At 69.3% G+C, this 23726-nt stretch carries 18 protein-coding genes and 1 pseudogene; 12 read left to right on the top strand and 7 right to left on the bottom strand.

Annotated elements, in window-relative coordinates; translation table 11 throughout:
• Positions 1-92: 92 nt before the first annotated feature.
• Positions 93-689, top strand: coding sequence for a fasciclin domain-containing protein (locus IE267_RS07850; RefSeq protein WP_229860830.1), 597 nt, complete (start codon positions 93-95; stop codon positions 687-689).
• A gap of 190 nt (positions 690-879) precedes the next feature.
• Here the strand turns inward: IE267_RS07850 and IE267_RS07855 are convergent, their stop codons facing one another.
• The gene (locus IE267_RS07855; RefSeq protein ID WP_189762581.1) at positions 880-2556 is read right to left on the bottom strand and encodes a molybdopterin-dependent oxidoreductase; all 1677 of its coding nucleotides are present in this window, start codon (positions 2554-2556) and stop codon (positions 880-882) included.
• Positions 2557-3299: 743 nt separating this feature from the next.
• Between IE267_RS07855 and IE267_RS07860 the strand changes: the two genes are divergently transcribed.
• The 3 genes from IE267_RS07860 to IE267_RS07870 all read left to right on the top strand — a co-directional run bounded on the left by IE267_RS07860 (position 3300) and on the right by IE267_RS07870 (position 7574).
• Positions 3300-4307 carry an NAD(P)/FAD-dependent oxidoreductase gene (locus IE267_RS07860; RefSeq protein ID WP_189762582.1) on the top strand — a complete coding sequence of 336 codons (1008 nt, stop codon included), beginning with the start codon at positions 3300-3302 and terminating at the stop codon, positions 4305-4307.
• 147 nt (positions 4308-4454) lie between these two features.
• Complete coding sequence (locus tag IE267_RS07865; protein ID WP_189762583.1) at positions 4455-6068, top strand: MFS transporter; 1614 nt, start codon at positions 4455-4457, stop codon at positions 6066-6068.
• Positions 6069-6509: 441 nt separating this feature from the next.
• Complete coding sequence (locus IE267_RS07870) at positions 6510-7574, top strand: ribosomal protein L7/L12 (protein WP_189762584.1); 1065 nt, start codon at positions 6510-6512, stop codon at positions 7572-7574.
• Between the two features lie 500 nt (positions 7575-8074).
• On the opposite strand, the gene IE267_RS40250 is transcribed toward IE267_RS07870, so the two are convergent.
• Positions 8075-8371, bottom strand: coding sequence for a hypothetical protein (locus IE267_RS40250; RefSeq protein WP_189762585.1), 297 nt, complete (start codon positions 8369-8371; stop codon positions 8075-8077).
• 491 nt (positions 8372-8862) lie between these two features.
• Positions 8863-10812, bottom strand: coding sequence for a Kelch repeat-containing protein (locus tag IE267_RS07880; protein ID WP_189762586.1), 1950 nt, complete (start codon positions 10810-10812; stop codon positions 8863-8865).
• A gap of 1106 nt (positions 10813-11918) precedes the next feature.
• On the opposite strand from IE267_RS07880, the gene IE267_RS07885 reads away from it, so the two are divergent.
• Positions 11919-12314, top strand: a complete 396-nt coding sequence (locus IE267_RS07885; protein WP_189762587.1) for a lipocalin/fatty-acid binding family protein — start codon at positions 11919-11921, stop codon at positions 12312-12314.
• Positions 12315-12569: 255 nt separating this feature from the next.
• Here the strand turns inward: IE267_RS07885 and IE267_RS07890 are convergent, their stop codons facing one another.
• Positions 12570-13223, bottom strand: coding sequence for a histone-like protein (locus IE267_RS07890; RefSeq protein ID WP_189762588.1), 654 nt, complete (start codon positions 13221-13223; stop codon positions 12570-12572).
• Positions 13224-13910: 687 nt separating this feature from the next.
• Entirely contained in the window at positions 13911-14546 is a 636-nt protein-coding gene (locus tag IE267_RS07895) for a hypothetical protein (protein WP_189762589.1), read from the bottom strand.
• A 142-nt stretch (positions 14547-14688) separates the two neighbouring features.
• Between IE267_RS07895 and IE267_RS07900 the strand changes: the two genes are divergently transcribed.
• The 5 genes and pseudogenes from IE267_RS07900 to IE267_RS07920 all read left to right on the top strand — a co-directional run bounded on the left by IE267_RS07900 (position 14689) and on the right by IE267_RS07920 (position 18351).
• Entirely contained in the window at positions 14689-15138 is a 450-nt protein-coding gene (locus IE267_RS07900) for a hypothetical protein (protein WP_229860834.1), read from the top strand.
• 457 nt (positions 15139-15595) lie between these two features.
• Positions 15596-15832, top strand: coding sequence for a hypothetical protein (locus IE267_RS07905; RefSeq protein WP_189762590.1), 237 nt, complete (start codon positions 15596-15598; stop codon positions 15830-15832).
• Positions 15833-16138: 306 nt separating this feature from the next.
• Positions 16139-16657, top strand: a pseudogene (locus IE267_RS07910) (SDR family NAD(P)-dependent oxidoreductase); the annotation flags it as partial.
• Between the two features lie 220 nt (positions 16658-16877).
• Complete coding sequence (locus IE267_RS07915; protein WP_189762592.1) at positions 16878-17189, top strand: hypothetical protein; 312 nt, start codon at positions 16878-16880, stop codon at positions 17187-17189.
• Positions 17190-17469: 280 nt separating this feature from the next.
• Positions 17470-18351: an alpha/beta fold hydrolase gene (locus IE267_RS07920; RefSeq protein WP_189762593.1), complete on the top strand. Its 882-nt coding sequence runs from the start codon at positions 17470-17472 to the stop codon at positions 18349-18351.
• Positions 18352-18765: 414 nt separating this feature from the next.
• Here IE267_RS07920 and secD read toward each other — a convergent pair whose 3' ends face one another.
• Both secD and IE267_RS07930 read right to left on the bottom strand, forming a co-directional pair.
• Positions 18766-21111 carry a protein translocase subunit SecD gene (gene secD, locus IE267_RS07925; protein ID WP_189762594.1) on the bottom strand — a complete coding sequence of 782 codons (2346 nt, stop codon included), beginning with the start codon at positions 21109-21111 and terminating at the stop codon, positions 18766-18768.
• Between the two features lie 98 nt (positions 21112-21209).
• Positions 21210-21587 carry a hypothetical protein gene (locus IE267_RS07930; RefSeq protein WP_189762595.1) on the bottom strand — a complete coding sequence of 126 codons (378 nt, stop codon included), beginning with the start codon at positions 21585-21587 and terminating at the stop codon, positions 21210-21212.
• 463 nt (positions 21588-22050) lie between these two features.
• Between IE267_RS07930 and IE267_RS07935 the strand changes: the two genes are divergently transcribed.
• Both IE267_RS07935 and IE267_RS07940 read left to right on the top strand, forming a co-directional pair.
• Positions 22051-22770 carry a helix-turn-helix domain-containing protein gene (locus IE267_RS07935; RefSeq protein WP_189762596.1) on the top strand — a complete coding sequence of 240 codons (720 nt, stop codon included), beginning with the start codon at positions 22051-22053 and terminating at the stop codon, positions 22768-22770.
• Between the two features lie 95 nt (positions 22771-22865).
• Complete coding sequence (locus IE267_RS07940; RefSeq protein WP_189762597.1) at positions 22866-23420, top strand: dihydrofolate reductase family protein; 555 nt, start codon at positions 22866-22868, stop codon at positions 23418-23420.
• The last annotated feature ends 306 nt before the right edge of the window (positions 23421-23726 follow it).

Genomic DNA, 23726 nt, shown 5'->3' on the forward strand with positions numbered 1-23726 from the left:
GACCGGCCGCGGATGCGCCCGGCCCCCGGCCCCCGGGCCAGTCAGGTGCAACGGGCTACGGCCCGCCTTTCCCCTCCGAAGGGAAGAATCCAGTGACTGCCACTCGCAACCGCCGCGTCGCCATCTGGACGGCGGCGTTCACCCTCCCCCTCTCCGTCGCGCTCCTGGCCCCGGCGGCCCACGCCGCGGACACGGCCACCCAGCCGTTCGGCCCCGCGTGCTCATCCGTGCCCAAGGAGGGCGCGGGCAGCCTGGCCGGTATGGCCAAGGACCCGGTGGCAACCGCCGCCTCGCACAACCCGGCACTCTCCACCCTGGTGACCGCGGTCAAGAAGGCGGGCCTGGTCGACACGCTGAACAACGCGAAGAACATCACCGTGTTCGCGCCGGACAACGCCGCTTTCGCGAAGGTCCCCAAGGCCACCCTGGACAAGGTGCTGGCCAACAAGGCCGAACTCACGAAGATCCTCACCTACCACGTCGTCGGTGAGAAGGTCGCCCCGAACCAGTTGAACAACGGCTCGTTCACCACCCTGGAAACGAGCAAGGTCACCACGTCCGGGTCGGGCACATCGTTCAAGGTCAACAAGACCGCCAACGTCGTCTGCGGCAACGTTTCCACGGCAAACGCCACCGTGTACGTCATCGACTCGCTCCTCATGCCTCCCGGCATGACGACGAGCAAGTAACCCGCAAGCCCGCAGACCGCGTTGACCCGTCGTAGTGGCGGAATCGCGCTCTGGCCGCAAGGCGCGGTCTGCGGACGCCAACTCCCCCCGTGGGAAGGTGCGTTCTGCGGAGGCCGGAGCCCTGTCCACCCTCCGCTTCGTGAGGTGCGACTACGGGATTCCTGCCCCGTCCCCTTCTGGTGCTGGGCCGCTACTGGACGGTGACGACGACGGAGTGCCAGCCGCTGGCGCCGTCGGGAATGGTGGGGGTGCGCTTCTCGGTCTGGACGGTGCCGGTGCGGTCGGTGGCACGGACGGTCAGGGTGTGGCTGCCGGAGGTGGTCGCGTTCCAGGGGAACGACCACTGGCGCCAGGTGTCGGTGGTGTCCTGCGCGGCGAGGTCGGCCGGCTGCCACGGTCCGTCGTCGACGCGGATTTCGACCCGGTCGATGCCCCGGTGCTGGGCCCAGGCCACACCGGCGACCATGACCGTGCCCTGGCGGGGGCGGGCAAAGGGCTTGGGAGTGTCGATCCGCGACTCCGTCTTGATCGGACCTCGACGTGCCCAACTGCGCTTCACCCAGTACGAGTCGTAGGCGTCGAACGTCGTCAGTTCGATGTCCTCGATCCACTTGCACGCGGATACGTATCCGAAGAGGCCCGGGACGAGCATGCGGACGGGAAATCCGTGCTCAAAGGGCAGCGGCTGACCGTTCATTCCGACAGCGAGCATCGCGTCACGGCCGTCCATGACGTCCTCGACCGGGCTGCCGATCGTCATCCCGTCCACCGACCGCGCGACCAGTTGGTCCGCCGGGCCGCCCTTCGACGGCGGGACCACTCCGACCTCGCGGAGCAGGTCGGCGAGGCGCACCCCGATCCACCGTGCGTTCCCGACGTAGGGGCCACCGACCTCGTTCGACACGCAGGCCAACGTGACGTCCCGTTCGATGAGCTCTCCCGCCCGCCCGTGGATCAGATCCTCGAACGTGACCGTGCGCGGACGTGACACGCCCTTGCCGTGGATCGTCAGACGCCAGGTGGTGGCATCGACCTTCGGCACCACCAGCGCCGTGTCGACCCGGTAGAAGTCCGCGTTCGGCGTGAAGAACGGACTGATCCCCGGGATCCGCAACTCCGTGCCCTTCGGCAGAGCGGCTGCGGGCGAAGCCGGGCGGGGCAGGACCACCTTCGAGCGCGACGCGACCGCACTTTGACCACTGGAACCGTTCAGCGACAGCCCGAGCCAGCCCGCCCCCGTGGACGCCACCGCGGCCGCGGTCGCAGCCACGACGAAACCTCGGCGGTCCCAGCCGTCACTCGCCGTGCCCTCGACACGGTGGCTTGCCGTTTCATCGCCGCCTGCCGGTACATCGGCACCTGTCGGCGCAGGTTCGGCAGCGGCGGGTCCACTGACGGCGGCCGGGCTCGGACGGTGCGTGCGCAAGCGACCGATCAGCCAGAACAGCAGCCCTGCGGCGACTACCGTCCCGACAAGCGACGGAAGCGCGTCGGCCGCCCCGGTGGAGTCCGGGCGGCTGGTCGCCGCGAGCGCCCCCACTACGCCGAAGAGCACCACGCCTGCGGCGCCGGTGCGCCGGTAGCGCAGCGCGACGACCCCGAGCAGCATCGCGAAGAGGGCCAGGACCGCGAGGATACCCAGTTGGAGGACCAGCTTGTCATTCGTGCCGAAGTGGCGAATCGCCCAGTCCTTGACCGCGGGCGGTGTCCGGTCGATGGCCGCACCCCCCACCGCCACCACCGGACTCGACTGGGGGCGCACCGCGGCCGACACCAGCTCCGCCACCGCCAACGCCGCGTAACCGGCCAACAACCCGCTCAACGCCGCGAGACACACACGAATCCAGACGTTCCAAGATCTCGTCATAGCCTGCATTCGACATCGCGCACCAGTAGGACTGCCTGCACTGACATGCGGGGAGCCCCGGAGTCACACGGAAGGCCCAACCGGCGATGCCTCCCCCGGCAGCGGCCACAAGCCGAATTCGCCCGCGCAACCACACGCCCCGGACCGGCACTCAAGGACCTCACCGGCTGCATATGTCCCTGCCCCACTGCTGACCGGTTCATCGGGACACGGGCGGACTCGGGTACAGGTGGACTGGGCGGGCGAGCTGTCGCATTCGGCGGCGCCCAACCGTGGCCGCCCGGCCCGACAGCCGTAGAGGCGTCCGCGTACTGATGTCTTCAAGCACGGGTCGCCCCAGGAGCCGCGGGATCATCCGGCTCCTCGCGCATCTACGGGCCGGTCGTGCCGTCGGGTCCGCCGCTGAGGGTCGTAGTCGTCGCTCTGCCGCCAGGGGGTTCCTGGATGAGGGGCCGGGCCCTGCGCGGCCCATGTGAAGGCGAACCAGCGGGCCGATCGCGACGAGCCCGCGCCGAGCGCGGATGTGCAGGGAAGAGGCGCGGGAGGCGGGCCGGCTCTGGTGGCCAGTTCCGTCAGGGGTGCACCGTGTGACGCGCGATCCGCGGATCCGTTTGGGTACGAGGCTGTCCGACTGTCCACCTTCTTGCGTCATAGGCAAGCAGTCATGCCTTTCGTGCAACACGCGCTTAGCGTCGGATGCGGATGGTCCAGCACCAGGACCAGGTATGACGAAAGGGCGCGACATGTCTGCGCAGGCTTCTCCATACGAGAGCGATGCTCTACCCACCGAGACCGTGGATGTCGTGGTGATCGGCGGCGGCGCCGCGGGTCTGAACGGCGCGTTGATGCTGGCCCGCTCGCGCCGTTCTGTCGTCGTGATCGACAGCGGCGCCCCGCGCAACGCCCCCGCCGCAGCCATGCACGGCTTCATCGTGCTGGACGGCACTCCGCCGACCGAGATCCTTCGACGCGGACGCGAACAGGTACGCCAGTACGGCGGCCGGATCATCTTCGGGGAAGTGACCGCGGCCCGAGCGGCCGTCCCTTCGGCGGACGGTGATCTTCGGTTCACCGTCACCCTGGCCGACGGCCACGTGGTGACGGCGCGCCGGGTGCTGGTGGCCACCGGCCTGCGCGACGTGCTGCCCGAGGTGCCGGGGCTGATCGAGCACTGGGGCCACAGCGTGGTGCACTGCCCCTACTGCGACGGCTACGAGGTGCGCGACGCGCCCATCGGCATCCTGGCCACCGGCCCGGCCTCTGTCCACCACGCCTTGCTGTTCCGCCAGCTGACGGACGATCTCATCTACTTCGCCCGAGGCACCGACCTGGATTCCGGAACCCGTGCCCGCTTTGCCGCCCGCGGCATCCGCATCATCGAGACCGACGTGAAGGAAGTCGTCGACGACGATGACGGCACCCTCGTCGGCGTCCGTCTGGCGGACGGCACCTTTGTCGGGCGGCGGGTTCTGGCCGTGGCCACGCGAATGCAGGCACGTACCGAAGGTTTGGACGGGCTGAAGCTGCCCATGGAGGACCTGCCCGACGGGATGGGCCGACGCCTCGCCTCCGCCATGGCCGGTACCACCGAGGTCCCGGGTGTGTGGGTGGCCGGCAACGCCACTGACCTCAGCGCTCAGGTCGGCGCCTCCGCGGCGGCCGGAGCCCTGGCCGGCTCTCACATCAACTCGGTGCTGGCTGCCGCGGACACCGACGCTGCGCTCGCGGCCGCGCAGCCGATCACCGGCTGACGCGTAGGCCCCGCTGCTGAGGAGCCGCACGGACGGCGGCCCAGCGGCCCGCGCGGTGAGCAACTCCCCTGTCCCAGCCACCTCAACACATCTTGCGACCGGCCTTGTCCCGGCGCTGATTCCGCATGCCCTGTCGAAAAGGAAACCATGAGTACCCATCAGCCTCCTCACGCGCCGGCCACTCCGGCCAGCGGCGGGGGCGCGCCGGATGCGCGTCAGCTGCGCGCGATCCTGACCGCCGTTTCGATCGCGCTGATGGCCGTCATCGCCTCCGTCTCCGGGCTGAACGTCGCCCAGACGCACATGGCCGTCGAGTTCGGCGCCTCGCAGACCACCATCCTGTGGATCATCAACGTCTACACCCTCGCCCTGGCCGCGCTGCTCCTGCCGCTCGGCGCGATCGGTGACCGGCTCGGCCGCAAACCCGTGCTGATCGCCGGCCTGATCATCTTCGGCGTCGCCAGTGTCGTCGCAGGACTCGCTCCGTCGGCCGGGGTGATGATCGCCGCCCGTGTCGGCGCCGGCGTCAGCGCCGCGATGATCATGCCGATCACGCTGGCCGTCATCACCTCCACTTTCCCCGAGGAGGAGCGCGGCAAGGCCATCGGTGTGTGGACCGGTGTCGCGGGAGGCGGCGGCATCCTGGGCATGCTCCTCTCCGCCCTGCTGGTCGACGTCGCGGACTGGCGGTGGCTGTTCGTCCTGCCCGTGGTCCTGGTGGTCGTCGCGCTGGCGATGGCTCTGAAGTCGGTGCCCAACTCCCGCGAGCGCTCCGCTCATTCCTTCGACACCCTCGGTGCGCTGGTCTCCGCCGTCACCGTGACCGGTCTCATCTTCGTCCTGCAGGAAGGTCCCGAACGCGGCTGGACCGCTCCGATCACGCTGATCAGTCTCGGCGTCGGCGTCGTCGCCGCCATCGCCTTCGTGGCCTGGCAGCTGCACCGCCGCGACGCCTCGCTGCTGGACGTACGCCTGTTCCGTGAGCGCGGCCTGGCCTCCGGCTCCATCACGCTGCTGGTCGTCTTCGGCGTCCAAGCCGGCATCGCCGTAGTCCTGTTCCCGTTCTTCCAGGCCGTGCTCGGCTGGTCGGGGCTGCTGTCCACAGTGGCGATGATGCCCATGGCCGTCATGATGATGGCGGCCTCCGGCCTGGCCCCGAAATTGGTCGCCAGGATCGGTGCCCGCTCGACCATGACCGTAGGGGTGGCCCTGGCCACGCTCGGTCTGGCGCTCATGTCGCTGTTCGTGTCCGTCGAAGGCGGCTACCTGTCCATCCTGGCCGGCATGCTCGCCATGGGCATCGGCATGGGCCTGTCGATGACACCTTCCACCGAGGTCATCACCGGCTCACTGCCCCGTGCCAAGCAGGGCGTTGCGTCGGCGCTCAACGACGTCACCCGCGAGTTCGGCACCGCCCTCGGTGTCGCAGTACTCGGCGCGCTCCTGGCCAACGGCTACCGCAGCGCCATCGACACCAAACTCGACGGCACCCCCGCGGATGCCGCCGGCGCCGCCCGTGAAGGCATCGCCAACGCCATCGAGGCCGCACCCAGGACCGGCAGCCGCGCCCAGGACCTGATCCACGCCGCACAGCGGGCGTTCGTCGAAGGCTGGCAGCAAGCCATGTGGGTCGGCGCCGCCGTGATGGGCGTCCTGCTCGTCTACCTCGCCGCGCGCGGCCCGAAGAGCACCATCCCCGTACAAGCCGACGAGGAGACAGGCCCGGAGGCCAGGGCAGCGCAGAGCGTCACCTCCCGCTGACCTGGCGGAGCTCCGTGCGGACGGAGTACGACGTCGCCCGCACGGCAGTCGGGCCCACCCCGATCCCGCGGTGGGCCCGCGGCCGCACAACGCGTTGAGCACTCCGTCGTCTGCCAGCCACGCGCTCTCCCGTCCGGAGCCCGGACGGGAAATGACCTCAACGGCTAGGTGAGCGAACACAGTTCATCCGATACGCCCCCCGGCCGCGACTGACGTATACCCACAACCAGACCAAAGACCGACGCCCTACCGCGCCGAAAGTCACCTAAGCAACAGCTTCTGTTGGGATCCCTACCGGTACCGCGTTCAGGACGCATCCGGCCGTATCGCGGGGAGACTTGAGCTGGCTCGCGCGTCAGCTGATCGCCCAATACGCATACGCCATCGCCGGTCCGCGAAGTACGCTCCTGGCAAGGTCCGAACTGACGACGGAGGGCTCTCGTGGCGGAGCGGTTGATCGGTGGTCACTATCGGCTGCTCGATGTCATAGCCGCTGGAGGGTTCGGCGAGGTGTGGCGGGCGTACGACGAGCGCTTGAACGCCTTGGTTGCGATCAAGCGCATCAAGATCGATCCTCACACCTCCGCAACGGAGCGGGCAGAGCTCATCGCCCGAGCGAAACGCGAAGCGCGCAACGCCGCCGCACTGCGCGATGAGCCGAACGTGGTGGCTGTGTATGACGTCGCCATCGAGGACGGACTGCCGTGGATGGTGATGCGCCTCGTCGATGGTGTGTCCCTCGCCCAGGAACTCAAGCGACGCACTCGCCTGGAACCGCAACGAACCTCCGAGATTGCCCTCGGCGTGCTGGCGGCTCTCAAGGCCGCGCACCGGCTTGGCATCGTGCACCGGGACGTCAAGCCTGCCAACATCATGCTGGCTGCCGACGGGCAGGTACTGCTGACCGATTTCGGTATCGCGAAGCACCGCGACGACACCTCGCTCACCTCCACCGGAATGGTTGTCGGCACCCTCGAGTACATGGCCCCCGAGCGTTTCGGCGCCGCCCTGGGCGCCGACAACCCGGCAGGAGACCTCTTCTCTCTTGGCGCGACCTTGTTCGAGACCGTCGAGGGGATCTCGCCTTTTCGGCGCACGTCGGCGTCGGCGATCATGGCGGCAGTAGCCTTCGAGCCACATCCGCCGCTGCGGAACGCGGGCGCGCTGACCGAGCTCATTGAACAACTGCTTGCGAAGAACCCCGAACACCGCCCTGCCGCAAGCGACGCGATCGCAGCACTAAGGGTGCCGCCCTCGACATCCACCCGCCGAGTCGAGGAGTTCTACGACGTCATCCTCGACTCGGCCGGCACCAAACCGATCCCGGTCCTCAAAGTCGTACGTGAGCTGACGTCGCTCGGCCTCAAGGAAGCCAAAGACCTGGTCGACAACACACCCACGCGGATACTCCAGGCGGTCGGCGCCGAAACCGCGACCAAGGCCCAGGCAGCCCTAAAACGAGCCGGCGCGACGGCAACAGCACGCCCATCCCAGCGCAGGGGGTAGTGCACCCGGCACAAAGTTTTCGGCCACCCCGTCCAGTACGGGTGCGCCACATCGGGCCCTCCCTGCCGTCGGTGTCCTTCAATTCCGCCGAAAGAATCGAGTGGACTCCCCCATCTTGGCGGCCAACTACCCTACCGGCTGAAGGCGGTTGTCGCCTTCGACGAACAACAGCGACTGGCTACCTGGATGGGAACGCGGAGCGCTTGTAACTGAATCTGGAGAGCATCCGCGCCTCGGTGGTGTCGGAGGTGATGGCGCGTTCCGGGAACACCGCTTCGCTGAGCCGGGCCGGGCCGGGCTCGTGGCCCGCGTCGTTCGTGAGGTGAGGTGGGGTTGCTCGGCGCCAGAGGACAGGCACAAGGACTGGAGTGCGCGTGGGGACGATACTCAAGGGCGTGAGCCGTGTTCGGTGGCATGAGCTGACGCACGCGTACGGATCAGCGGCAGAGGTTCCGGGCCGGTTGTCGCGGGTGGCGTGGGGTGACGCCCGGACGAGCACTTCAGCGTTGAGTGATCTTGGTCTGTGGCTCGGTGAGCTGGCTGTTTCCGACGCGACGGTCGAAGCGGTTCCGTTTCTGTGGGATCTCGCGGTGACTGACTCCGTCACCTGCCGGTCCGGCGTCATCGAGCTGCTGCGGACGATCCTCGAACACGCCAATCCGCCACGGATCGAGGTGCAGCACGCAGCTCACCGTGCCGTGCTTGGCGGTAGGAGCATCGCGAACGCACTGGCCCGTGATGGCGATGCCGCGGTTCGGAGTGCGGCTCGCGAGCTGGTGACCACGATCGACGAACACGTCTGCGAGTCCTGCCGTCCTGCGTAGCCGCAGGCCCGCCGTTCCTGTGTTCGGGCCCGTCCACCGCATCTCGGATGAGAGAGGTGCGGAACGTGGTGTCGGCCGAGGCTCTGCTGTTCGGCTCACGCTCGGGTGTTGGCGAGACGGTAAGAGTCGCTTCCGGTCTCGTAGCGGACTGGTGGAACGACGCACCAGACGGCTCCGATTCCGATGAGGCTGGCTGCGCGGCTGGAGAAGGTGGTCCGATCGGCGAGTGTCCAGGGCGCTCCCGTGGAGGGTTCATGTCGACTTCACCGACGGCCAGTCGACCGTGCCCCCGCAGCCCGCTGCTCGGCCCGTCCGCAGGAGAGGCCCAGCACCAGGCGGGCGATGCCTCGTCCCAATCATCTGACCAGCGTGGACGGGCTCCGGTTCGCCCACGCGACGACCGCCCGTCGACGGACGACGACCACGCGCCCTGGCCGATCGCGAGGCCCGAGCGCGCGGTGGGGCTAGAGGTCGCCCACGCGATAGGTGATGTAGAGGTCGTTGTTGTATCCGGCGATGCCGGGGGCGGAGCAAGTGACTCCGGTGCCGGGGATGGGCTGGAAGGTGGTCCAGGCCCCGGTGGTCGTGAGGCCGCTGAGCCAGATCTTGTCGTCGCCGCCGCGGACCGCGCAGTACAGGGTGTCGCCGCGTACGCCCAAGGCCGGGGCGTCCGGAGTGGATCCGGGGAGGTTGACCGGGCTCTGCCAGCCGCTGCTTGTGTTGGTGGCCACATAGATCTTGCCCGTGGCCAGGTCGCGGTGGGCGAGGTAGAGCTTGCCCTGGAACGTGGCGAGCGCTGGAGCATGGAAGGTCACGGCCGCGGGCACCGTCCAGAGGTTCTTCCAAGTGCGGGCATCGCCGGACCAGTCGTAGACGATGCCGGCGCCGTTGCCGCGAGCGTAGTGCAGCAGGCCGTCGCGTACGGCCAGGGCGGGGGCCGTGGTGGCGCCGCCGGGGAGTTGGATTTGCGGGGCCCAGTCGATGCCGTTGGCGGAGGAAAGGAGTTGTGCGTCGTTGTACGAGCCGGTGTAGGCCAGGTATAGCCTGCCGTTGAAGGCGGCCATCGCCGGGGAGTGGTTGGTGATGAGGTGGGGGACTTGGCGGAACGGCTCCCAACGGCCGCCTGTGAGGCGGCTGATGTAGATGCGGTTGGCTCCGCGGACGGCGCAGTAGAGGGTGTCGCCGAGTGTGGTCATGACGGGCGCGTCGGAACTCGCGCTGCCGGGCCAGGCGTTGACGGGGGCGCTCCAGCCCGAACTCGCTTTGTGCGTGAGGACGTTGATGGCGTTGCTGGGCCTGGTGCCGGCCCACTTGAGGTCGAGGGTGAACCTGCCCTCGCTGCCGCCGTCGAACGTCCAGGAGTCGATGGCGGCGGGGCGGTTCGCCAGACGGGTCAGGGCCGCGCGGTCGAAGGCGATCTCCCGCTTCTGCACCAGGTCGTCGTGGTTGCGGAAGATCTCCAGCAGCTTGGCGAGAGCGTTGAGGACGGCAGCGACCAGTGCGGCCCACTCCTTTGTCTTGTCCCACTGGTCGCTGGGGCTGCCGATCTGGTCCATCCAGTCGACGAGGTCGGCGAGGTAGGAGGCGATGCCGCGCAGCGTGCGCAGGAGTTCGTCGTACCACTGGGAGGAGCTGTGGTCCTCTTCCCAGCATTCGATGTGGCAGGCCAGTCCGCTCTCGACGGGACCGTTGAACAGGATGGTGCCCGCGTCGATGGGCTGGTAGGTGCCGGTGTAGATGTTCGCGTAAGTGCGGGTCTTGAACGCGCTCTTGGCGCCCTGGCCGTTGCCCGCGCTGACGCCCCAGTAGATCTCGTCGGCTCCTACTTCGTTGGACCCCTTGTTCGAGGTGAACGCATGCAGATCGATCCGGGCCTGGAGTGGTGCGGTGGCGACGGTGGCAAGTTCCTCGGAGGCGGTCACCACGGTGATACCACCGTCGTAGGCGGCCATGGCCTCGACGAACTCGGGAGTGTCCAGCGGTGCGCCTTCGGCGAGGTGGTCGAGGTCGACGACACTCACGTGGGGTTGCGCGAGGATCTCCTCACTCACCTGCGAAAGGTCCGTGACCAAGTCGGCCAGGGAGTACCCCTGCTCCAGGGGGCGAGCGGCGAGGGTGCCGGGGAAGAGCGTCGGCGCCGTGTCAAGGGCCGTCTTCTCCCGACTGACCCGTCCGAATTCCCGAATCTCCTCCTCCGGCATCAAAGACCGCAGCGCGTTCACCAGACGCTGTTCCAGTTCGGTCAGCTCCATCCCGGCATCCAGGCGCGCACCCGCGTGCAGCATCGCCCCCCACACCAAATTCAGCCCCCGGCTGGGAACGGCCGTCGTCCGAGATCCCTCCAGGCGGTCACCCGCCAACTGCGCCCGTAATCGCTCCACCCGCTGCTCCGCCGAAACCTCAACACCCGCCATGCCCAACTCCGTCTCTCAGGAATGCCCGGCGCACAACCGCGCAAGCTCATACTCCGAGACGGCCACACACAGCGACAGAATGTTTACGGACAGAACCGACAGACGGGCCGCCAGCCACACAGACATCGCCCCTGTGAGGCCCGATGGGCAAGGGCAGGCAGGCAGCCTCTGCCCATAGAACCCGGACGGGACACGATCAAACGTGCCGTGCAACAGAACACCGCCCGAGCATGGGCGGCTCCGCAGCCGTCCGCCTCGGTCGGGCACGGCCTGCCGGACAATCGACCCGGACTGGAGCTTCCCATGGTCGCGGGGCAGCGCAAGCGTCTGTCCGCGCCGGGGATGCGGAGCACCACCCTCCACCTGATGGTCGCCGCTCCGGCGCAGCCTCCCTTGCGGCACATCCACGCACGCAGGGCGGCTCGCACCCCGCACGGCCCCCCGGCGAAGCGACCGAGGCCGGGGAGGAGGCGGGCGGCGTTCCAGCGGTGCCGGGCTGCCCAGACGCGGTGGGCTGCCTGGGACGGGCAGCGGCCCGCCCCAGGCAGCACGGTCGGCGAGATCATTATCAACGGCAAAGCGGAGCCGGAGCCGATGATGATGGGCGTGTAGCTCGAACGGCAAGTCGAGCCACGGCAAGCTCACCGCCGAACAACCCAGCGCATTAAGGGAGTTAGAAATTACCTGCGCACGAGGTCGGCAACTGGCTGCACCGGCCGCACCACAAGGCGATTGTTTCTCCCACTGCCGAAGGGCCACTCGCGGCGAGCAGCAACAAGAACTGCCCGACCAGGACGTTACTCACCCGGCAACCGTGAACTGCCCCTGGGTTGCGGGTAACTGCCCGCCTTGATGGGCGGGGAGTGCGCTCCTCGGGCCGGGGCATGATGTCCGTGCGTCGCCGGGCCGGGTGTCGTGGTCGAGCGGAGTGAGCGGGTTGACGCCGACGCGGCCAGGGAGCACCGTTCCCCGGCCGCACTTGGGCCCGTTTCCCTCTGTTCGCAACCAGCCGACCGTCGGATCATGACCCATGTGACGGCCGGGCGGGCCGTCGTACTCTCAGATCATGACGAAGGGCAGTGACGTTGAGCAGCAGCGGCGCTTTCTTGAATCCCACCGGCACCTATGAGCTGACCGGCAGCGAGGGGTACGAGGCCTACCTCGAATCCATCGGTGTCAACGCGGCCGAACGGGACATCATGGCCTCGCCCCAGCAGACGGTGACGGTCAAGCAGGAAGGCGACCGCTACACCCTGACGACCACCACCCCGACCAAGACACATCTCGACCAGTTCACTCTCGGGCAGGAGTATGTCGCGGTGTACGGCGACGGCCGCCAGTACAAGGGCATCTCGCGCCGGGACGGCAACCGCCTGATCCAGCAGTTGCACCTGGGCTCCGCCCAGACCACCACGATTCACGAGTTCAGCGACACGGGCTTCCAGGTGATGTACCTCGGCGTCAACGCCAACGCCAAGCGGACCTACAAGCGCCTCGCCTGAGCCACGGGAGCGGGCCACTTCGTTTTCTCACCCGATCCTGCCAGCGACGTAGCCACTTTTGCTCCTTGATGCCTTCATTCCTTCATTCCCAAGCGCCGGGGAGTCTGGCCCCGGGCTGCCCCGGGCTGCCTCGGGCAGGCGAAGGGGGCCGAGTGCCGCGACACCACGTGGCCGCGCCTTCGGTGCCCGGCAGGGTCGGGGCCGGCCCGGCCTTCGGCCGGCCCCGCCGTCTCAACGTGCGGCGTGCGAGGCCGGCTACTCCTTGGCGGCCGCCAGCCCGCTCAGCGCGTCGTTGATCCGGGTCTCGGTCTGGGTCTTGAGTTCGCCGCGCAACTGGACTCCGACCGCCCCCAGGATGTCGTCGGCGGTGACCGTCTTGCGGTCGACCTTGTTCGCCAGCTCGCCGGCGATGTCGGCGAGCCCGCCCACGTAGGAGCTGGCGATGGCACTGAGCACTTGCAGGGCCGGACCCGAGGCCTGGGCCGTGTGGGCCTTGACGATCCGGCGCACCGCGCCACCGTACTCGTGGGCGGCGGAGCCGGACTTGGTCTTCTCGGTGGCGGTGGTGTCAGCGGATCCGGCCCTGTTGCGTGCCGCGCGGACCGGAGAAGCGGACCCGGACCGCACGAGCCACTGCGCGCCGACGGCGTGCAGTTCGGTGTCGCGGTTGATCGCCGAGTTGATGGCACGGGGGCTGATCTTCTGCTTGCCGTCGTCGCGGGTCGCCTCCAAGGCGCCTTGGACGACCTCGTCCAGCAGGTACACCGCAGCTGCTGCCAGGGCCACGGTCGCGCGCTTCTCGGGGACCAGCTTGGTCTGCTGCTTGATGGTCCGCTGGACAAGGGAGAGCTTCAACGGCGCAGCCGACTTGCCGGTGCTCGCTTCGGTGGGCGTGGAGGACGTGGTCATGGCGCAAACTCCCCTGTCTGATGCATGGCCGGGCTCCCGCCAGGGCGCGAAGAGCCGCTCGACCAGCCCAGTCTGACCCGCCGACAGAAGATCGACACCAGATTCTGAAGATCGCCTGCAACCGGGGCGGAGACCGTGTAGAGGTCCTCCAGGCGCCCCTCGGGGCGGTTTCCAAGTGCGCCCGACCAGCTCCTGCCGTCGAAGTCCTCGATCTCCTCCAAGTGCTTCCGCGGCCGTTCCTGTAGAAGCGACCTCATCTGCTGCCCGCGGCAACGGCCGCGCTGGGCTCCTGAGCCATCGCGCCACCCGTGCCGTCGGAATCCCGAGATCCCGACGGCACGGCGCCCCCTGCTCCCGGGCACCGGCACGGTAGTTGTGCCTGCAGTTGCACTGGTGGAACCTCACAACGGTCGAACCCGCCATAGAGAGCCGGGCTGCCGACAGCGGCCGAGAACGTGAGAACCCGGGCACACCGAGGAGGCACCGCCCGATCGCTTGTGGTCTGGCCCTTCTCCAGGCGTTCTTGGGTGACCCAAGTCGGTCCCCTCGCGGTCCGGACGCACTTCGATCGTCGGTCGCCGACAGGGGTGCGCCCGCTCGCGCCGCCCGCCGACCTGGCGGCGGAAGCCACTCCCCTTCTCCGGCCATGCCCCAGCACCGACCCCCTGGGACCGGGTACCGCTCTTGTCAGGGGGTTACGTACTCGGGGTGCGACAGGTCGGCCCTTCCGGACCCGGTCGCGGCTTCGGACCCCGGTGCCGTGGAGCGCCTGCCCCGCCGGTCGGCCAGCAGGACGAAGGTGACTCCGATGACGACCCAGGCCGTGAGGACCAGGGCGGGAAGGCCGGCGCCCGCTCCGTCGAAGAAGGCATTGGTGCGCAGCAGGCTGCCGGAGGCACCGGGCGGGAGCAACTGGCCGATGGTGGCCCACCCGTTCGGGAGCCAGTGGGGGCCGGTGGCGAGGCCCGAGAGCGGGTTGCCGAGCAGCATCATGAGGGCACCCCCGAGGGCGAAGCCGCCCATGCCGAGGAGTGCCTGAAGGCCCAGCAGGGTCGTGGACATGGCCGCCATGCCGAGGATGACGCCCAGAGCGGTGAGCCCGTAGTTGCCGTCGATCGAGTGCGTACCGAATTGGAGGACGGCGGCTACGGCGGCGCCCGCTACGGCGGAGAACAGCAAGGCTCCCGTCAACCGGATCCGCAGACCCCGGTGACCGGGGAAGACGCCGCCGAGGATCAGAGCGGGGAAGATTCCACCGAAGATCATCGGCATCAGCGCGGCGGTGAGTCCCGCACCCCGGGGGTCGTCGTCGGTGAACGGCACCAGATCGTGGACCGTGGCCTGCGTCCTGTTCTGTTCGGCGACGCCGTTTCCGAGGGCGGTGAGAGCGCCGGTGGCCGACGGGCCTCCTGCCGTGGCGGTGTAGACGTCGATTCCGTGGGCGGTGATCGCGAGGCCGCCGGCGATGTCCTTGTTCTTGACGGCCGTCTCGACGGCGTCGGAGGTCTTGTACGTGGCCGAGCGGCTCCGCGCCGCCGAGCCATCACTGACCGGAGTGCTGGACGCCTACGCGCACGCCCTGCTGCAGTCCTTCGCCGACAGCACCAATCTGTTCCCCGAGCTGCTGCGCGTACGCGGGACGAAGTCCCTGGACCGCGGCGCCCGCACCATCACAGCGGTCCACCGGCTCCTGCTCGAAGCGGCGGCTCCGTATGTGGGCGAGATCCGTCGCCGTGACCCGGAGGCGGCTCTGGACACCGCCGCCCGCGCCATCCTCGGCGCCTGTTTCCACAACTCCGTACGCCCCGACCCGATGACCGGCGAGGCGGCCCAGCGCCGGTACGCGGACGAACTCGGCGACATGGCGATGGCGTACCTCCTGACACCCGGCCGCCGGGACAGCGCGCACGCCTGAACCGGTCCGGGCCACGGGCTCCGCGGTCGCCTCGGCACAGCATCGCTTCGACTCCCTTGCGCCGACCGTCGCGGCCGACGGGCCGCATTACGTCGTAAGGGACCCGTCCTGTCGTCGCTGGCCGGCGGCAGCGCCGGAGCCAACATGCTCTGAACGGGGACCCGACCAACGCGACCGGCTTGGCGCACTCCGCCTCGGCGAGCATGAGGGCCACGAACCCCGCGGGCGCGCCGAGCGCACGGGCCCACAGAGTGAACAGCTCATCGCTGAGCTGGCACATTGCTCGCAGGAACTACTCCGCCACCTCGGCCTGACGCGCCACCTCCAACGGCAAGCGGTGTGAGGTTCACAGCGGGCGCGGCGCGGTCGATCAGGCGCGCAGGGTGCCTCTCCTGGATCGTTGTGACATCTGGGTGACTCACCCGCATCCCGAGTGCGCGACCGTCGTTCCCAGAGCATGAAGAAGATCATTTCTGTGGCCGCGCTCGCCGTCGCGGGCCTCGCCCTCGCCGCCCCCGCCCACGCGGACAACGACGACAACTTCGGCAGCGGCGTCAGCGCCGCCAACAACTGGAACTTCTCCGCCGCTTCCGTCTGCTTCCAAGAACTCGCCGTTGTCCCCGTCGGCGGCGCCTGGAACGGCAACACCGTCAACCACTGCACCAACGGCAACGTCCTCAACCACTCGCACTAGCCTCACCGGGCAACAGTCGGGATCCGTTCCGTCGACGTGTGCAGTGCCCTCCTGCGGACTCGAAGCAGAGAACTCCGCAGGCGCGTACAGGCGCACCCCTTCCCCCGGATCGGCGGACTCGCTCATGCGACAGAGCGGGTCCGCCGATACGCCGCCCACAAGGACGGCACCCCGGGGAACACTGTTTCCCGCAGCACCACACAAGGAACGATCGACGGTGCCGTCGGGGTCGTCAGCCCGGGCGAGGTCACCGTCGGGCTCGTCAGTACCTGAAGCAGTGGCGCGACCCGGCGCTGCGAACGGACGAGCTCGTCGTTGTCTACCAGGCCATGCTCCATCGTCCAGTTCTCCTCCATGGGCGGCCGCGTCGGCGGCTCCCCCAGCATCGCCTCGTACCAGGCGGCGAAGTTCGCGATCGACGGCTTCAGCCGGGTGCTGCGCGCGGAGACCGCCCCGTTCGGGGTCAAGGTTCTGGTCGTCGAACCGAGCGGGTTCCGCACCGACTGGGCCGGATCGTCCATGACCGTGCACGACGTGCCCGAGGGCTACGAGGACACCGTCGGCGCCATCAATCGACGCATCCGGCAGAGCACGGAGGGTCCGGCCGGGGACCCGGTCCGCGCCGCGGAGATCCTGGTGCGGATGGCCCGGCGCAGCGACATCCCCACCAATCTCGCGCTCGGCGTGATGGCATCGGAGGGGTCCATCGACGAGAGCCGACGGCTGCTCGCCCAGGACGGGAGGTGGAGCGCGATCAGCCGTTCCGCGGACTTCGCCGAGCCCTATCCCCTCGCGTTCCCCGAGGACACATCCCTCGCGCGTTGATCCTCGCGCGCCCCGGCGCCCCGCCGTGGCGCCGCAGGCACGGTATTCGACGCTGACGACGCCCGGCCCCGGCTGTTTCCCCGTGCCGCGGGCCCACGGCACGTCAGGGCCGGTCGCAGCGCGGCCGACGGACTCGGCGCGAGCCGCGCTGCCCGCCTGTCCGCCCGCCCCGGCCCAGTTGATCTGGTGGGACTCGAACCGGCCGGGCAGAATCGGCCGTATGTCTTCCGGCTGGCAACTCGACCACACTCCTGACGGGCACTTCGTCGTCATCGACGGGCGGAGGTGGCGAGCGACCGACCCCATGCTCCCGGAAGACGTCGCTTCCCGGCTGCGCAAGCACCTCATGGCGGCCCGGCGTGCGGTGCGCTCGGCCCTCTCCGACGAGGACGAAGCAGCTGTACGGGCCGCCCGCGGGCGCGTGCAGCGCGCGAAGGTGGCGCTCGGGGAACGCGGCACTCCCTGGTGGGAACAGAGCGCAGCCCAGCGGCGTCGTCGCTGGGAGGACGGGCTGACCGCACTCGACGAATGACGCGTGTGTACGCCCGCACCGGACACCCACCGCCCACATGCGTATGCGGTCCTGCTGTCCCGTCGGGGGAATCTCCACTGCGTTCCGCGCTCGTCATCCGCAGTCCGGCGCCCGCCCTGAGCAGATTGGGTAGCAGGTCGGCCTCGGCTGCATGTTTCGCGATCAAGCGCCGGGTGACGCCGAGACGACGGTCCCCCGCGTGGACACTCTCGACCGCCGCACCGGAGCGTGACGCGGATATTGCGATGCGCCGCCCGCCCGCACATGAAAGCCTCCTACTGTGCCGAACGTCGATGTGTCTCCCGGGTTGTCCCTCGCGTACGAGAGTTTCGGACACCCCGGGGAGCCCGCTGTCCTGCTGGTGATGGGCTTCGGGACGCAGATGCTCGGCTGGCACGAGGACTTCTGCCGGGCACTGGCAGACCGGGGCCGCTACGTGATCCGCTACGACAACCGGGACTGCGGTCTGTCCACCAAGTTCGACGATCACCCCGTCGACATGGGCGAGTTCATCGCCGCCGTGAGCTCGGGCGACATCCCCGCCGCCCTCGAGATGGTGCCCTACCGGCTCGACGACATGGCCGACGACGGCTTCGGTCTGCTCACCGCGCTCGGCATCGAACGCGCCCATGTGGTCGGCGCCTCGATGGGAGGCATGATCGCCCAGGCCATGGCCATTCGCTCTCCGGAGCGGGTCCTGACTCTGACCTCCATGATGTCCTCCACCGGTGAGAGCGAATACGGCGGGCCCAGCCCGGAGGCTCAAGCCGTGCTCTTCAGCCCCAGGCCAACGGACCGCGACGGATATGTCGCGGCGGCGGACCGGGAGCTGGTCTGGGCTTCCAAGCGATACGGTGACGCCGCCGCGCTGCGTGAGCTGGCCGCTGCCGGCTACGACCGCGCCTACTACCCGGCGGGGATCGGCCGACAACTGGGGGCGATGATCCTCAGCGGTTCACGCGCGGACGCGCTCCGCGAAGTCCGGGTGCCGACGCTGGTGATCCACGGCTTGGACGACACACTGATCGACCCCAGCGGCGGAAAGCGCACGGCCGAACTGGTGCCCGGGGCCGCACTCCGGCTGATTCCGGACATGGGCCACGACCGGCCACGCGAACTCTGGCCCCAACTCCTCGACTTGGTGGCGGCACATACCGGCTGACCGGATGCGTAGGCAGCAGCCGCTGCCGCCCATCCGCGACCGCGCCGTCATCGGGCCTTGCACCGACTGACATGCGGCGCTGTCGCTGCCATGGACGTCCGACCTCGGCAACAGCAAGACCTCCGACAGGGGCGGGCTCACGCAGGCGCCCGCCTCCTGCCGCGGTGGATCGGCGTGCGCGCAGCGGTCGATGGAGCGCCTGTGGCCCACCCACGTCGCGATGATCGCGGCCGCGGTGGACAGGGCGGTCTCCTCGGGCGTACGGGCGTACGCCCGAGGAGACAGAAGTGCCGCATCCCGGGCATCGTGCCGACCGGGCCTCCACGGAGCGGAGCCGCGGTTGTATGAGCTCCGTGGAGGTCCGGTCGGTCTGTGATTGAGGCTGCCCTCGGACTCAGGACCGTCCTTGCGGCCTCACACGACCGCCCCCGTACCCCTCCCCTGCTTCCTCCGCGCCTCCAACGGGCTTGCCCTGTCAGGGATTTGCTCAGCGTCGCGACGGCCCCGTGCCGGTGGTGTCGGGTTGCGGTGTTCCAGGGCTATCGCGATCGGGACCGCGGTGAAGACGGTCGAGGCGGTGCCGACCAGGACGCCCGCGATCAGTGCCACGGAGAAGTCCGCCAGCGAGTCGCCGCCCAGTACCGCCAGTGCGGTCAGGATGAACAGGGCTCCCATGCCGGTGTTCACCGTGCGCGGGAGTGTCTGGACCACCGCATGGTTGGCCGTCTTCTCCAGGTTGCCTCGCGGGTCTCGGCGGCGCGCTTCTCGGACGCGGTCGAAGACGACCACCGTGTCGTTCACGGAGTAGCCGATCACCGTGAGCAGCGCGGCAAGGAAGACGCTGTCCACCGGCCTGCCCAGCCAGGCGAACAGGCCCACCACGATGAGGACATCGTGGACCATCGCGGAGACCGCCGCTGCCGCCAGGGTCCACCGGAACCGCACGCTGAGGTAGATCAGTTGCGCGGCCACGGCGATGCCCAGGGCCAGGAGCGCCTTGTGGCGCAGTTCGCTGCCGAGGCTCGGGCCGATCTGTTCGTCACGCTCTACCGTGACGGTTCCGCCGGGCCTCTCCAAGGCCGCCTTGACGCGCTGCTGTTCGTCGTCGGTGAGCTTCCCCGTGCGTACGGTGATGTCGCCGTCGCCTGACTCCTGCACCACCGCACGCGGGAACCCGGCGTCGGACACGGCGTTGCGGGCCGTGTCCGCGTCAACGGACCTGCTGGTGCTGTACTCGACGAGGCGTCCGCCGGTGAACTCCACGCCGAAGTCCAGGCCGCGAATGAAGATTCCCGCGACGGCCACCGCCACCAGGAGTGCGCTCGCGCCGAGCCAGCGGCGACGGTGGCGAACCAGGTTCGGGTTGCGGCGGGACAGCCATGTGCGGACTCGGCCCGTCGAGGCGATGCCCGTCAGACCGGGGCGCTTGCGTACGAAACTGCGGGCGACTGCGAACTCTGCGAGCACGCGGGTGATCACGAGCGCCGTGAGCATCGATGCCAGGACGCCGATGCACAGGGTGACCCCGAAGCCCTTGACCGGGCCCGTAGCGAGGAAGAACAGCAATCCCGCGGCGAGCAGCGTCGTCACGTTGGAGTCGATCACCGCGCTCCATGCCTTGGCGAAGCCGGTCTTCACCGGTTTCGCCAAGTCCTTGGAACGGGCGCCCAGGTATTCCTCCCTGGCCCGTTCGAAGACCAGGACGTTCGCGTCCACAGCCATGCCGATCGCCAGGACGAATCCGGCGAGCCCCGGCAGCGTGAGCGTCGCGCCGAGCGCCACCAGAGCGGCGTAGGAGATGAGGCCGTACAACGCGAGGGCCAAGGCGGCGAGCGCGCCAAGGATCCGGTAGACGACGGTGATGAACAGTGCGGTCAGGGCGATGCCGATGAGCGCGGCCTTGGCGCTCGCCTCCAATGCGTCGGCGCCGAGCGTCGGGCCGACTGTGCGCTGCTCCACTACGTCGAGGGGCACCGGCAGCGCGCCGCCCTTCACGAGCGCCGCCAGCTCGCGTGCCTCGGCCCGGCCGAAGCCGCCGCTGATCTGCGTGGAGCCGCCGGTGATGCCGGTTCCGCACACCACGTCCGCGGTGACGCCGGGCGCCGAGATGATCTTGTTGTCGAGGGTGATGGCGATGCGGCGTTCCGGAGCGCCCTGAGGCGCGCAGGCCGCGGCCGAGGTGATCTTCGCCCAGGTGTCGCCCGCGTCCTTGCGGAAATCGAGGGTGACCATCCAGCCGCTGAGCGACTGTTGGTCGAGGAGAGCCTTGGCGTCCTCGACTCCCTCGCCGGTGAGGGCGGTGGGGCCGAGCTTCAGGTAGTTGCCCGGCCTCTCCGGGTCGGGCAGGGTGCGCGATCCGTCGGCCTCGGGCTTCGCGGAGCCCTTGTCGGCCGTCGCCGCCGTCACCGGGTGGACCGTGAGCTGCGCGGTGCGGCCGATGACCTCGGCGGCCTTGCGCGGGTCCTGCACTCCGGGCAGTTCGACGATGATGCGTTTCTTCCCGGAGCGGGCGATGCCGGGTTCGGAGACGCCGAGGGCGTCGACGCGCTGTCTGAGGACCTCCAGAGTGCGGTCGGTGGCTGCGGCGTCAGCCTTGGCGGTGGGTGAGTCCCGTGTTTCCAGGACGATTTGGGTGCCGCCGCGCAGATCGAGGCCGAGACGGGCGGATTGGGTGAGGGCGATGTAGAGGGACAGCGCGACGGCTGCCAGCGCGATGACCGCCCTCCACAGGGGTGGGCGGGACAAGGGTGCGCGAGACATGCGTACTCCACGATGAGGGCAGGACGGAGGGACGCGTGACCGGCCCCGCGCGGGTGCGCCGGGTCAGAGGGGTCAGGCGTCGATGACGGTCTGCGTGCTCATCGGTGGGGCGGGCCGCGCGGGGCGGCGGACTCGGCCGGTCTGCGCGGCGGCGCGAGTGTGGTGGCGGGGCCCGTGTCGGGCCAGCCCAGGGCGCGGCGCGGGACCCTGTCGACAGTCGTACGCGCCGGGCCCACAGGCTGCGGGCCCGGGATGTGGGCCTCCGGGCGGTGCGTGACCGCGACATGCGGCAGCGGGACGCCGTCCGGTCCCACGCCTTGTCGGGCGTGTCCCGCCGCCGTGTGGTGGGTGAGCGGCCTGTCGGGGGGCACGGGCATGCCCTGCGCTCCGGCCACCGGGACGAACAGCGCGAGGACGGTGACAACAAGGGTCAGCGCGGACGCGGCCAGGCGCGCGGAGCGACTCTGTTGCGGCACGCGCCCCCCAACCCCTCGGTGCTCGTCGGGTGCGCACGGCGTGGCCCCGCACTGCTCAACGTGCGGGGCGCCATGGTCCGTTCCGGGTTCCTCGGCCATTCTTCGGAAGCCGTAGAACTTCACCGACAGCGCGGAACCCGGCCGATCGGCCGGTCATCGTGACCGCAACATCCGCCCCGGGCACGCCCCACCCGGGCCCGTGACATGACGCAGGATCAGGCATACAACGAGGCCACGGGCAGACCACCACGAGCGCGTCGGGTGCGTCCGTGGTCGCCGCCGCGGCGGCAGCCGAGGCCGAGGGGGCCTCCACGATTGCGCTCCATCGGCGTCAGCAGCGTCTCGGCCAGGCGGGCACACCGGCCTGGCCACACGCCCCGCCGAGTTCGGCGCACTCCCGGAAGGGCTTCCGTGCGACGTGACACACTGGCGGCGCAGGCGACGGTGAACGGGGGCGATCCGGTTGGGTCTGGAGATCGAGAGTCGGCCGTCGGAGTTGCCGTACATCGAGAGGGTGTGGCGCAGCCGCAGCATCGTGGGCGGGCGGATGACGTCGATCGCGGCGTCGCACGGGGAGCTTGTCTTCTGGGAGCACGACGGGCAGATGCAGGCGGCCGTGCTGGGCCCGGAGCCCAGGGCCTGTCCGGCTCCCGTTCCCAAGGACGCCACGTTCTTCGGTATCAGCTTCGCTCTCGGCACCTCGATGCCCCACGTGCCGATCAGCCGGCTTGTGGGTGGCAGCGCGGAGATCCCGGACGTGACGCGGCGCTCGGTGTGGCTGAAGGGTTCCGCCTGGCACGTGCCCGACTACGACAACGCGGAGGCGTTCGTACGGCGCATGGTGCGTGAGGGCATCGTGGACTGCGACCCGATCGTGCCCGCGGTGCTCGGCGGCGCCGCCCCCGATGTCTCCGAGCGGACCCTCCAGCGGCGTTTCGTCGCGGCAACGGGCCTCACCCGGGGAGCCATCCGGCAGATCCACCGTGCCCGCGAGGCGGCGGTTCTGATCCAGGACGGGGTGCCGGCGCAGGACGTCGTGCACCAGCTGGGCTATTTCGACCAGCCGCACCTGGCGCGGTCCCTGACCCGGTTCATCGGCCGGACTGCCACTGAGCTGAGTGCCCCGGTCGGAGCGGAACCACTGTCGCTTCTGTACAAGCCCACCTCCCCGGCGCCCGCATAGTCTTCCTGACGTAGCCGACGGGATCGGCCCGCCCCGGCCGGAGCGCTGCTCGGCAGGGACCGGGCAGAGGCCCGCGAACTCATGACGGAGGAATCATGCGCAAGGTCGTTTCGGGTCTGTTCGTCTCGCTCGATGGTGTCGCCCAGTCGCCGAACGAGTGGCAGTTCGCCTTCGACGAGGAGATGGGCGCGGCGCTGGGCAGGACGCTGGAGACGGCCGACACGATTCTGCTGGGCCGGACGACCTTCACCGAGTGGGCCGGGTACTGGCCGACGGTGACCGACGGCGAGGACGCCGGCTTCGCCAAGTGGATCAACGACTCGCCCAAGTACGTCGTCTCCTCCACGCTGTCCAGCGTGGACGACTGGGCGAACAGCACGCTCATCACCGGTGATCTGGCGGACGCTATCGGGGAGCTCAAGGCGGGCGAGGGGAAGGACATCACCGTCGCGGGCAGCCCCACCCTGGTGCGTTCGCTCCTGGAGCAGGACCTGCTGGACGAACTGGTACTGCTGATCCACCCGGTGGTGGCCGGCGAGGGCCGCAAGAAGCTGTTCGCCGACGACGCCACCATGAAGAAACTGGAGCTGGTCAGCGCTCGGCCGACCAGCAGCGGAGTGATCATCGCGACCTACCGCCCGACGCGCTGAGCACTGCTCGACGCGGGCCGTGTGTGGGACGAGCGACAGGGCCTTCATCTGTTCAAGCGCCGCGCTCTCACGGACTGTTGACTGGCCCGACTGTGGTGGTGAGGCCATGTCGCGATGGGCCGGATCGCAATTTGGGGTCGCGCGTCCTAGGCCCAGGAGCCCGGCGCGGGTACCACCTTGCTCAGGGGTCTCCCCCGTGCACCCTGCACTGGCGCGGCTCACGGCTGGCTCTGCCGCCATACCAGGGTTTCGAGCAACGAGAACGGACTGGTCCAGCACCTCCTCGCCGCGGCCGCCACGCAACAG

It is taken from the genome of Streptomyces xanthochromogenes (genome assembly GCF_014650455.1).
In the GTDB taxonomy this organism is placed as follows: domain Bacteria; phylum Actinomycetota; class Actinomycetes; order Streptomycetales; family Streptomycetaceae; genus Streptomyces; species Streptomyces xanthochromogenes.